Genomic DNA, 11,991 nt, shown 5'->3' with positions numbered 1-11,991 from the left:
AGCTGAAATTGCACTAATGTCGGCAGATTTTTCTTAGTTGATTTACTCAGTCGGTAATTTCTACTTATGTTTGTAATAAAATAGGGGGAGCCACCAGTGAAAAATGCGACACTTTTCCGAATGCATACCTCATCGCACATTTGCCCTTTTGGTCTCAGAGCTAGGGATTTGCTTTCACGAGAGGGTTTTTGTGTAGACGACAATGTGCTCAAATCAAGGGAACAGACGGATGAATTTAAAGCCACTCATAACGTTGACACTACGCCACAAATATTTATCAACGATCGACACATTGGTGGTTATGAAGCGCTACGCCGATATCTAGGCAAGCCGTCACATAAGGAAAAGAAAAATGTATACTGGCCAGTACTTTCGATATTTTTAGTCGCGCTGCTGGTCACATTCGCGACACAATTTCCTGTCGATAATCTTGTAGAATGGATAAAGCCTTTTATTGGGTTTTCTATGCTGTTACTCGCGGTACAAAAGATACGGGATGTTCATAGCTTTACAAACTCCTTTATCACTTACGACTTGTTAGCGATGCGTCATCTAAAATACGCGTATGCTTACCCTTACTTAGAGTTATATGCCGGCGTTTGTATGCTAACAACTTTGCCTGCCATTTATTATGCACCAGTGGCAATATTCATAGGGCTTATAGGTGCAATCTCGGTGTTCAAGGCCGTATACATTGATAAAAGAGCGCTCAAATGTGCATGCGTTGGTGGTGACACTGATGTGCCTTTAGGTTTTATATCACTAACTGAAAATGTGGTTATGTTTAGCGCTGGGGCACTTATGTTGTACAGCTATTTTTGATTTATCCTGAGGCTCGGATTAGATATGAGCTGGTTGATTACTTTTAAAACTTCCGTAAATTAGCAGGCAGCATAGTGCTACCTGCCAAACTTTAAGAGAAGAAACCAGTGACTAGTGGCTTATGGCTTTCAACCATTTTTTGACCGTTACACCAAACGCTATGTGGCGTTAGCGTGTTTGCGTCGAGCAAAACAAGGTCGGCGTCCCTACCGACAGAGATCTCACCTTTATTTAATCCTAAAATCCTCGCTGGATTGGACGTAATAGATTGCAGAGCTAAGTCAAGCGGCACATTAAATTGCTGCACCGCTTGCTGGAACGCCCCAAGCAGCGAAGACTCTGAACCCACTTCAAATCCAACTAAATGATTTTGTTCATTATAAATTGGCAAGCTCGCATGTCCGTCGGAGCTCATGGTTAGTTGCTGTGCGTTCACGCCTTTGTCTAAGCAATATGCCAATGCCTCGGCTGCTGCTAACTCACCATTGGCTAAGTCGTACTCGGTGGTGCTAGTGGTAAAGTCGATGGTTCCGCCAGCTTTGCAAAATGCAACCCCCGCAGTTAGCAATTCGGCATTTCGGTTCATATGAGTTGGATAAAACTGACTGAGCGGTATTTCACTAGACAGTGCTACTTCATGGAGAAGCTGTAAGTGCTCAACACCTGTTCCAACGTGAATGGAAACGGTACCACGTTTGCCACTCAATAGGCCCGCAGTTCTTGCTTCTGCTGCAATGGTCGTAAGCTCTTTTACCGAAGGCTGCGTACCTCGATGATCGGCGATTGCAACTTCCCCAACACCGATGATTTCGTCGATATACATAATGTCGTGACGGATACTGTGACCAAGTGTTTTTATTGGCAAGTGGTAAGAGCCAGTATGGCAAAAGGCGTTCAACCCCTCTTGTTTTAACCCTTTCGCTTTAGCAACTAAATCGGTATGTGTTCGGCTGACATCATCGGTGCCAAGTGCGCCAATGACAGTCGTGATCCCATATAGCGTTGCATCAGTGAGGTTCATTTGCGGGGTACGGCTCGCAAAGCCACCCCCGCCCCCCCCCCCCCCGCCACTAAAATGCACCAAAGAGTCGACAAATCCGGGGGCTAATATAAATCCCTGTCCGTCAACGATAGCGAACTCCAAGTTGCTGTTTATTTCGATATCCTCCTCGATTGCGAGGATTGTTTTCCCAGCAAAAAGGACATCACGTTTTCCGAGCTTTTTAGGCGTAAAAAGCTCAACATTTTTAATAAGTGTTAGCATAAATTTATTGGTAATTTGTTAAGTGAGCAAATATGGTGACCACACTTGCTAATGTGAAAAGAAGTAACATAAAGCGCCAAATAAACTGCACCCAATCGTTCCAAGAAAGTTTAACAACCCCTAAGCAGCCAATTAAGCTTGCTGAGGTTGGGATAATGATGTTGCTCAGTCCATCTCCTAGCTGAAAAGCCAGTACAGAAGTTTGCCGAGAAACACCAATTAAGTCTGAAAGAGGTGCCATAATGGGCATAGTAATAGCTGCTTGTCCGGAGCCCGAAGAAACAAAGAAGTTGAATAAAGATTGGAATACATACATAAACCAAGCTGCCAACGCATCAGGGACTTGGGTTATTAAGGTAGCCGCATAATAAAGCACAGTATTTAAGATTGAAGGTGTTTGGAGATCGCTCCCGCCTAGTAATAGTACAAGCCCCTTGGCGAGACCAACTAGCAAAGCTGCAGGCAGCAGATCTGCGCTTCCTGCTTTAAATGCTGCCACTGATTGGCTAATAGACTGGCGTCCTCCCAATTTAGCTATTAGGGCGATGACCAGCCCCAGCACAAAAAACTGAGTGGCAAGTTCGGGGATGTAGTATCCTTTTGCAGTCACACCGTAAATGACCCAAATAATTACCATGAAAAATGCAAGCAATAACGCCTTATCAACAAGCTGTAGCTCTGAGGGCGAAGTACTTGCAATGATATCCTCACGCTTTTTTCGTATTTTCGCAGCGTAGCGCACCGTAAAAACCAGTCCAACGAATGTGAATAGGGTGGTGAGAGCAACCCTAAACTCTGCGCCTGAGAATACCGGTAACTGAGCGATACTTTGTGCTATGGCAATGCTAAAAGGGTTCATGGGGGAAGTAGCAAACCCGATTTGCGTTGCAACATAAGTCACAAGCACGGTAACATGGGCGTTATAGCCAAGCCTCATCATGATAGGGTAAAGCACAATACAAAATGCGATAGCCTCTTCACCCATGCCGAATATGGCACCACCCAAAGCAAAGGTGATGAACAGACTAGGGATAAATAGCCAATCAATCCTTTGTGTAGAATTGATCAGCGCCATAATGCCATTGTCTATTGCTTTGGTCTGCATTAACACGCCAAATGCACCACCTGTTATTAGGATAAAAGCGATAACCCCAATAGCGGCTCCATTTCTGTCTCCACTCACGAGCCCCTCAAATAGTACGTTGAACAATCCTGCTTCACCTTGAGTGGCAAACAAAGGTAAAGGTGCAGGTGTTTGTGCTTGTGAAAACTGTGAAAGTGCAACGGTATCATTAGCACTTGTTAGCTCGAACGAGCCGGGCAAAATAAAGTGTGACACCGCATAGCACAGCCCTGCGATCACCAGCAAAATAACGAATGCGTCAGGCATTTTTATAGTTTTTCGCATATAAAAAACGAAAATGGGGTTACCCCCATTTCTCCATTAGAACTGGTAAGTTAATCCGAGAGTATAGCTAGTGCCTAACGCATTGTGATTGATTGAGTCGAAGCCTCGCGATGAGCCATAAACCACAGGAGGCTTTTTATCGAAAAGATTATCAATACTGAGCCTTACTTTTAGGTGCGCTGAGAACTCATAACCCGCACTAACATCAACCACTGTCCAGCTATCAACTTCTCGTTTCCCTTCGCTATCGAGTTGCCCAAGTTCAGCTAATTCGTCGATTTCTCGACCACGTAACCCTTCGATGTCGTCCTCATAACTGTCAGTATAGTTTGCACCCAGCGAGACATAAAAATTATCAGCGTTATAAGTCACTGAAACTCTGCCTATATTTTCAGGGTATCTAAAGGTACCAACAAGTTCTTCACTCTGATCAGAACCTGGTTTATTGCGTTCGTATTCGAGGTAATGAGTTGCATCCAGTTTCACGGTTAAGTCAGCGTTATCTAATCTAAATCTATGATTAAATTTAATGTCCAACCCAGCAATATCTTGGCTACCTGTGTTCTCTAATTGAATAACATGATCGCGATATAGCTGTAGGCTTTGAGCGCGAGGGTCAAATTCATCGATATAAGCCGCCAAAATTTCGCTTAGATCAGCGCTGCTTTGATCTATGCTCAAACCTTGCGTATCGGTTACGCTACAAACATCTTCATCATACGAAATGCCCATCTGACCATCAGGCACAAGACCACAATGACGCAACGACGGATCTGTAATTGCACGACTGAGTACAGCGGTCATATTTGTATCAATAACGTCGGTATATTCAAATTGCCAGTAATCAATCGCGATAGTGGTATCTCGAGTTGGGCTCCAAGCTAAACCTAGAGAAATAGATTCAGACTCTTCGGCATTAAGTTGGCTGTTACCAAGCTCTAAGGAGTTAACCGTAACTTGCGTGCCATCACCCTCACAATACAGATCGGCGACAGCTTGATTCGCGCCGCAATCGAAGGTTGAAGTCGTTGTTCTCAGCTTTACCCCTGCCTGCGTTAAAGACGGTGCTCTAAAAGAAGTAGACCAACCGGCTCGTAACATTAGGGCATCAGTAGGGCGATAGCTTATGCCGATTTTTGGATTAAAAGTTGAGCCAAAGTCGTCAAAGTGGTCATATCGTCCAGCCACCTGCATTTCTACTGTTTCTGTTACTGGAATGTATAGCTCTACAAATGCACCTAGCTGCGTTCTTTTTGCGTCCGCGATGCTAGAGCCATAACCAAATACATCAACTAAGTAATCGTTGGCAGCGTCTGCAACCGCATCATTTGAAGGGGTGTCCGACAGCTCTTCTTTTCGTGCTTCGACACCAAACGAGGACTGTACCGCGATATCTTGCCAAGAAAAGAGCTCACCCGATACAGTAAAATCCCAGCTGTAAATACGGCTTGTACCTTCTCGGGTTGGGCGTGCTTTGGTAAGTGCAAGTGTTGCATCGTTAGTGGCATTGCCTGCTAAGAATGGGTTATAAAAGTCGAGAAGGTTACTATTAGCACAGCTTAACTGGCCGTCGTTAATGCTGGCAATGTTCCCATCACCACATAGCTCCCCGGCCAAAGCGGCATGAAACTTATAACGATTGTATACCCCATCGGTGGCCACCTGATCTGATTTAGATTCAGAGAACATAATCCCAGATACCCAATCCCATTCGCCTAGCAGCCCTTCTAGGCTCGAAACCAATCGCATATTTTGGCTTTCGACTTCAATGGTGCGGGGTGAGGTAAAGCGAGCATCAAACTGAAACCCCCATTGCTCCTGTCCAAGTTGTGTGTCGAATGGGTCGATGTAAAGTGAATCAAGTAGCGAGTTGTTACCGCTTGCGTCGCTATAAATGAAGAGGGCATCCTCTCTCACCCATGGACCTTCACTGTCATCAATCTGATTGATTGCGGCTGGGGCTGAATAAGCGGTTGATTTTGTTTTACTGATAAAAAATTCAGTTTTCCAAGTTAACTCGCCAACCTGCTGATTGAACATTGCACCACCAGACATACTCTCAAATGGTGTGCTTAGGACATCATCTTGATTACCATAGTAAGCACAGATCTGCTCCCCATACTCAGTGGTGACCAGCTGGCTCATACAGCCAGGTGCTGGAAGTTCATTACCGTCGCGACTGCTGTAATAATAAATATTAGGCGTATTGTTGAGTTTAGGAAGATAAGAATATCCGTTAACTAAGTTGGGTGTTGCTAAGAAGTCTCTATCTGTTGCGTTAAATTGGTTTCGGTCGTAAAAATCTGCAAACAACATCAGGCTGCCATTACCAACTTCAGTTCCCCAAATTAGATTGACTTGTGTTTTGCCCTCATCAGAGCTTTCAAGACTGTTACCATAGCTAACCTCAAGTTCTGCACCATCGTAATTGTCTTTAAGAATATAGTTAATCACACCCGCAACGGCGTCGGCTCCATAGATTGCGGATGCCCCAGTCGCTAGGATCTCAACTCGTTCGATAGCCGCCAAAGGGATGGCGTTTACATCTACAAAGTTTTGTGTGCCCGCCGCAAAAGAGCTTGGCGCGACACGACGACCATTGATCAAGGTTAACGTCGCTGAAGGACCCATACCTCGTAAACTGGCTGCTGCTTGCCCCGCGGGTGTTGAGGTTGACGTACTGCCACTTTCGCTTGTTGAGAATGTGCCAGAGCCACCTTTTAATTGAGGAAGGTCTTGAAGTAACTCGAAAATTGAGGAAGCACCTGAGCGGTCTATATCTTCTGAGCTCAAGATAGTAATGGGCTGTGTACCCTCTAAATCAACGCCTTTTATGCGAGAGCCCGTGACCTCAATTCTTTCAACGGCTTTTACGTTTTGATCTGTTTGTTCTTCTGCATGAGTATTAAAACTTGAAGCAGCCAAGGCTGCTGAAATTGCTACGAATAGTTTGTTGTACATTACTTCACCTACTTTCTGTTGATGAGCGGCTTGGTACAGGCGAATGGCGTTGCTGTAGAATTTATTTGTTGTGTTTATTGCTCTACCGCATTGAAACTTCGCAATCGTCTGTGCTTAAAAAGCGTTAAAAACAATAGGTCAGTTTCAATTGGACAGATAAAAACCACGCCACTACGAAAAATAATCGCGATAGTACGCCTTAAGTCAGCCGTTTAATTTTTATAGAAATCAAGAGGTGGGGTTGCAATTAATAGACAACGCCACGGCTTTACACCGTGTGTCTACTCGTCGAACCACTCAGAAAGGTAGTGAGGTGAGTAGAAGTAGCAAACAAATTTGAACGCATTCTTCAACATATTTTCATCTCGTGTTTTTTGACAATGCAAACCAGCGTGTGCTAGCTTGCGCTTCGCAATGTTCATTAAAATTTATAGCACAAGCGTTTTTGTGCTGACAAGTCGTTTTTAACAAATTTGTTTGGAATTTATCATGAATGTTGTGTTTTTTATAACCACAGTGTTAACTGTGGGTACGCTTTTCTTCAGCTTAACCTCTTCTGCACAAACACTTTATTTGATTGGCGGGGCACTCAAAACCTGTTCTAGTATGGCCACAAAAAACTGTGCAGAAAATGTCGAATTTTCAGCGGCTGTGAAAACACATTTGTTGTTTTCTGTTGATGAAATGACAATAAATAAATTCACTAAAGGTTGGCCAACTAACAATCGCGCGCACCTAAGGCGCACCCTTAAACTGCTTAAGAAATTACCATCGAACAAAGTCTTATCTAAACTACAGCTTGCGCAGTTTGCGAAGCAATTTGATGAAGGCTTATATCGCAGTTGGAGTGATAAAGAATATAACTTCTTCTTCGATATGCTTGAACTGCCCTTGTTGTATCAGCATAAACGTATACCTGAAATAGTTAATACTAACGGAAATAATGAGCCAGCGAGCACCGAAATCATAGAAGATATTGCTAAACGCATTGGCAAGACAAAAACCAAAAGACTGCTGCTTGTCACTGCATCATCTCGTGATCCTTATGAGTCTGCTGATTTCTATGAAGGATTATTTCAAAGCTATAATGTTAATGCCCAGTGGTTCCCCCTTACTCCGGCATTAGCCGGGGCGCTTAGTAGCGGTGACTGTGAAAATCTAGATAGGTATCGTAACCAGCTCAATGGGGTTTATAATCGTGAAGTCATTTATCCAGATAGAACACTAACCGAATATAATCTTTGCCAGCAAGGAATTGAGAAGGTGAAACAGCAGTTGGTAAATGCGGATGCGATCATGTTTAACGGCGGTGATCAATCACTCACTAAGCTAGTAATGTATGCTACCGATAAGCAAACGCCTTATCCTTGGACTGAAGTGCTAAAGGAGATACCAATAATTATCGGTACAAGTGCCGGAACTGCGGTGCAGGCCGGTGGAAAAAATGCCTTCGGTTATGTTCCCATGATCACCAATGGTAGCAGCATCGAAGCTATATTAAATGGCGCGATAAATGCTTCTGCTCCAGTACAACACTGCGAAAAGCATGGTGGATGTGGCAAGCTAAATGCCGATGCATTAACTTATGATGCTACAGGTGGCTTAGGAGTCTTTTCCTTTGGCGTTTTAGATACGCATTTTAGTGAAAGAGGCAGAAGTTTTAGGCTAGCGGTGTTAGCACTTAAAAGCGGCCAAAAATTTGGTTTTGGTGTGGATGAAACCACAGCACTAAAATTTGAAAGTACTGAAGAGGAGTTCTCGGTACTTGGTAAGCAGGGCGTAGTTGTGATTGAAACCCATAAGCCACAGCATTTCTACTATTCGTTTTATCCAGCAGGCAGTACGTTTTCAATGCCCAAGTTACATTCAAAGAATAAAAGCGACAGTAATGTGATGAACAAGGCAAAAGGCAAACGTCTAGTTGAAAATCTAGTCGAAGATAATGTGCTCCGTGAAGTGACCCAACTTATGTGTTTAGAGCAACTTAGTGAAGTGGAAGCCTCGCAGGTAGACCTGCCAAACATTCATATTGAACGTACCAATCAGAGCCGCTGTGACAGGCAGGCCAATGGGAAATTCCGAATCAAAAACATAGCCGTAAAATGGCATGAAAAGTAATGTAATCAAACCTTAAATGAGGCGGGTATTCATCGAGTAAATGCCTTGGTGCAAATTACAAAGTAAATTAAAGGGCTACCAACTGATAGCCCTCATAACTAGCAACCTAGTTGTGAGCTAAGACCACCGACTCGACCCTCAATGTCGGTGGCTTTATAGCTTGGCAGGCTAGGTAGGATATTCAGGCCTGCTCTTTGCTCTACTTCGTCAATGGTTACTTCTGTTTTGCAGTAATCAAGATATCTACCAGAAGTTTGCTCCATGATAAAAGCAGAAGCCTTCACATTTGAGCCTGCTATTGTGACAACGACTTTAAAATAGCCTGACGGAATAGTGTGAGATTCATCAGCACCAGGCAAGGTAGCAAAGTAATATTCATACAAGGGACCCGTGAACACATAAGCATTTTCGCCCGTTCGCACTAAACTTCTCACTGCATTTTCTAATTTAACCCATGGGCCTTGATTAAGGTTTGATGATTGCGGGGTAATGTTCGAGAGGTAGTTAGTATCGCTCCAATTGGATGTATTGGAAAACGATGCCAAAGGCACTTGATGACCTCTATCTGTATGAATAGTTGCCCATGCATCGCTGTAGTCACTTGGCTCTAGCGTGTATCTACTTGCAATTTTAGGGTCAGATTTCCAAGTCCTTGAACGGCTTGGGCCATCAATTGTGCTTGGTGTGACTTTGTATGCTACCCAGTCCGCAAACTTTGTTGCGCGATTATTGCTAAGCACATATATAGGTCGCTCAACGATATCATTACTTGATGGTGTGCCTGTTGGGCAACCGTAGTTGCTACATATGTTGGTGTTTGCATTTGCAGTCGCACTGACTGCAAGCATAAGTATTGCGAATTTCATTTTAATCTCTGTGCTTAATTGAAAGTCACGCAATACTAGGTAGGTTATTTGTCATTATTATTACTGTAATGTAAATATATTGTGTTTTTTGGTTGCTGCTGTTAGTTGAGAACTACTATGGAAGAGCTGATTTATAAGGTGTTATAGCTGTAAAGTATGTTAATAGTCCATCATGTTCATTTTACTAATTAACTGGAAAATAGAGGCTAGGGGCAGAGCCGACATATTTGAACTGGCACAAATAATCCAAACCTGAGTAATGCATGCGTTTTGGCCTGGTCACGTAGAGTACTGGAAATAGAAATTACACTGTTTGAAGTGTAAAGTGAGAGGTTGTGTCGGGAGAAAGCATTTAGCAGCTCATATCAGCAATCTATTTTTAGTGTTCTTATTTCGGCAAATCTATTCAAGCTGAATTAGCCATCAGAGTTATTCGTTTTTGAAGCCTTTGCCTCTGACGAGGAATGGTTCTTACATTGTTTTAAGGCGCTGACATTGAAAGGAGTCGCTAGCGATGCTCATTGAGGTGAGCTTCTAATACATCAAAGAAAACAAAGTTCATAAGTCTAAACTGGAATAACGAGCGAAAATCAGAAAGTTCAATACTACCGTACTAATAGCGGGTATTTACGAAAGGAAATGAATGAAGTTAACTTATTGAACAGGGTAAGGAAAAGCTGGTCGGCATAGCAGGATTTGAACCTGCGACCCCTGACACCCCATGACAGTGCGCTACCAAGCTGCGCTATATGCCGACTTGTGCTTTACTATACGGATTTTTTTTTGAAAGGCAATAAGTGGTTGGTTTGTTTGGACATTAAATGAACTCAAGGGCATGTTTTTGTGTCCTTCTTCATTAAAATTGGGTTTTATAAGAAGAAAGCGCACTAAATATAAGCATTAGTGCGCTGTATTGGTCTATTTAGTCCAAATGCCTTTTGGTAGTGTTTTTTCTACTTCAGGGTTAGTACTAGGGTCAAACTCTGGGGTTACGCCAGCTTTAAGCTGCTTTTTATAATCGTTGGCAAGCCATAGCACGACTTTGCGAAGCATAAAGAGTGCAATCACGTTAACTACAGCCATTAAACCCATTGAAATATCAGCGAGTGTCCAAACCAGTCCAAGTTCGCTTACCGCACCAAACATTACCATACCTAATACACAAACTCTGAATACCATCATGCCTTTCTTTGAATGGTGATCTAAGAACAGTAGGTTGGTTTCTGCATAACTATAGTTGGCAACAATGGAGGTAAAAGCGAAAAATAGAATAGCGACCGCAACGAAAATTGCGCCCCATTCCCCTACATGATGAACCAATGCAGATTGCGTTAATTCAATGCCAGTTAAACCTGAGTTTGGCTCGAGCTGACCAGATAAAAGAATAAGCGACGCGGTCGCGGTACAGATCACTATGGTATCTACAAATACACCTAGCATTTGTACATAACCTTGTGATGCTGGATGATTTGGATTTGGTGTTGCACTTGCAGCAGCGTTTGCAGCGCTACCCATACCGGCTTCATTTGAGAATAAGCCGCGCTTGATCCCTTGAAGCATCGCTTGCATTACCGCGTAGCCAATAGCACCAGCACCCGCTTGCTCGATACCCATTGCACTTTTTACTATTAACATGAATATGTCTGGTAGCTGCGCAAAGTTCACAGCACAGACGTAAAGTGCAAGTATAAGATAAGCAACGGCCATAAAAGGCACGACGAGTTCGGCAAAGCGTGCAATAGTTTTTAAACCACCGAAGATGATAATCCCAGAAGCTGCTACTAACGCAATACCCATCACGTATTTAGGCACATCAAAGGCAACGTTAAATGCTGCAGCAATGGAGTTGGCTTGTACTGCATTAAAGACGAAACCAAATGCAAGGATAAGGCAAAGTGAGAACAACACCCCCATCCACTTACGTTTTAAACCTAGCTCCATATAATAAGCAGGGCCCCCACGGAAGTTTCCGTCATCATCTTTCGTCTTATATAGCTGTGCTAAGCAACTTTCAGCAAAACTAGTCGCCATACCAATCAAGGCAATGAGCCACATCCATAATATCGCACCAGGACCGCCTAAATAGAGCGCAACGCCAACACCTGCCATATTACCGGTACCAACCCGTGCGGCGAGTGAAGTACAGAATGCTTGAAAAGAGGAGATACCATCTTCAGCACCTTCGCGACTTTGCATCATTACCTTCACCATATATGGGAATTGGGTGAATTGAATAAAGCCAAGCCTAATTGTGAAGAATACACCTGCAGCTATTAAGAGGTAGATAAGTAGATGGCCCCATAAAAGACCACTTATCGAGTTTAAGATATCAGCCATGTATTTAGCCTTTTTCTAAGAACGAGTAAATAATGGGGCGGTAATCTACCACAAAGAAAAGCAAAAGCCGAAATTCCTGTGGGTTATCCACAGAAAATGTGGATAAGTTGTTAGGATTCGGTGGGCTAAAAAGCAATTGAAAAATAAATAGAAAAAACCGAAAAAAAGGGTTGCACTAAAATCGGATCGCCCTATAATGCGACCCCACTGACACG

At 43.3% G+C, this 11,991-nt stretch carries 7 protein-coding genes and 1 tRNA gene; 2 read left to right on the top strand and 6 right to left on the bottom strand.

Going from position 1 to position 11,991, the window contains the following annotated elements; translation table 11 throughout:
• Positions 1–120 precede the first annotated feature (120 nt).
• Positions 121–822 carry a MauE/DoxX family redox-associated membrane protein gene (locus A587_RS0114330; RefSeq protein ID WP_017218135.1) on the top strand — a complete coding sequence of 234 codons (702 nt, stop codon included), beginning with the start codon at positions 121–123 and terminating at the stop codon, positions 820–822.
• Positions 823–913: 91 nt separating this feature from the next.
• Here the strand turns inward: A587_RS0114330 and iadA are convergent, their stop codons facing one another.
• From iadA to A587_RS0114315, 3 genes are read right to left on the bottom strand one after another with little or no spacing between them, the layout of a single operon-like run.
• Positions 914–2,086 carry a beta-aspartyl-peptidase gene (gene iadA, locus A587_RS0114325; protein WP_017218134.1) on the bottom strand — a complete coding sequence of 391 codons (1,173 nt, stop codon included), beginning with the start codon at positions 2,084–2,086 and terminating at the stop codon, positions 914–916.
• A gap of 4 nt (positions 2,087–2,090) precedes the next feature.
• Positions 2,091–3,494: a putative basic amino acid antiporter YfcC gene (gene yfcC, locus A587_RS0114320; RefSeq protein ID WP_017218133.1), complete on the bottom strand. Its 1,404-nt coding sequence runs from the start codon at positions 3,492–3,494 to the stop codon at positions 2,091–2,093.
• A gap of 36 nt (positions 3,495–3,530) precedes the next feature.
• Positions 3,531–6,455: a TonB-dependent receptor domain-containing protein gene (locus A587_RS0114315; protein ID WP_017218132.1), complete on the bottom strand. Its 2,925-nt coding sequence runs from the start codon at positions 6,453–6,455 to the stop codon at positions 3,531–3,533.
• Positions 6,456–6,944: 489 nt separating this feature from the next.
• On the opposite strand from A587_RS0114315, the gene A587_RS0114310 reads away from it, so the two are divergent.
• Positions 6,945–8,573: a cyanophycinase gene (locus A587_RS0114310; RefSeq protein ID WP_017218131.1), complete on the top strand. Its 1,629-nt coding sequence runs from the start codon at positions 6,945–6,947 to the stop codon at positions 8,571–8,573.
• Between the two features lie 98 nt (positions 8,574–8,671).
• On the opposite strand, the gene A587_RS0114305 is transcribed toward A587_RS0114310, so the two are convergent.
• From A587_RS0114305 to A587_RS0114295, 3 genes are all read right to left on the bottom strand, one after another.
• Positions 8,672–9,439 carry a DNA/RNA non-specific endonuclease gene (locus tag A587_RS0114305; RefSeq protein WP_010374770.1) on the bottom strand — a complete coding sequence of 256 codons (768 nt, stop codon included), beginning with the start codon at positions 9,437–9,439 and terminating at the stop codon, positions 8,672–8,674.
• Positions 9,440–10,117: 678 nt separating this feature from the next.
• Positions 10,118–10,194, bottom strand: a tRNA-Pro gene (locus A587_RS0114300).
• Positions 10,195–10,357: 163 nt separating this feature from the next.
• Positions 10,358–11,776 (bottom strand): alanine/glycine:cation symporter family protein, encoded by a 1,419-nt coding sequence (locus A587_RS0114295; protein WP_010374768.1) that lies wholly within the window; start codon positions 11,774–11,776, stop codon positions 10,358–10,360.
• Positions 11,777–11,991 lie beyond the last annotated feature (215 nt).

The organism is Pseudoalteromonas sp. NJ631, from assembly GCF_000276645.1.
Lineage (GTDB): Bacteria > Pseudomonadota > Gammaproteobacteria > Enterobacterales > Alteromonadaceae > Pseudoalteromonas > Pseudoalteromonas piscicida.
Note: the sequence above shows the minus strand (reverse complement) of the source record. Positions and strands in the feature narration are given on the sequence as shown.

Coding starts and splice junctions, on each gene's coding strand:
- A587_RS0114295 (WP_010374768.1), bottom strand. CDS start 11,776: ATGGCTGATATCTTAAACTCGATAAGTGGTCTTTTATGGGGCCATCTA.
- A587_RS0114315 (WP_017218132.1), bottom strand. CDS start 6,455: ATGTACAACAAACTATTCGTAGCAATTTCAGCAGCCTTGGCTGCTTCA.
- iadA (WP_017218134.1), bottom strand. CDS start 2,086: ATGCTAACACTTATTAAAAATGTTGAGCTTTTTACGCCTAAAAAGCTC.
- A587_RS0114310 (WP_017218131.1), top strand. CDS start 6,945: ATGAATGTTGTGTTTTTTATAACCACAGTGTTAACTGTGGGTACGCTT.
- A587_RS0114330 (WP_017218135.1), top strand. CDS start 121: ATGCATACCTCATCGCACATTTGCCCTTTTGGTCTCAGAGCTAGGGAT.
- yfcC (WP_017218133.1), bottom strand. CDS start 3,494: ATGCGAAAAACTATAAAAATGCCTGACGCATTCGTTATTTTGCTGGTG.
- A587_RS0114305 (WP_010374770.1), bottom strand. CDS start 9,439: ATGAAATTCGCAATACTTATGCTTGCAGTCAGTGCGACTGCAAATGCA.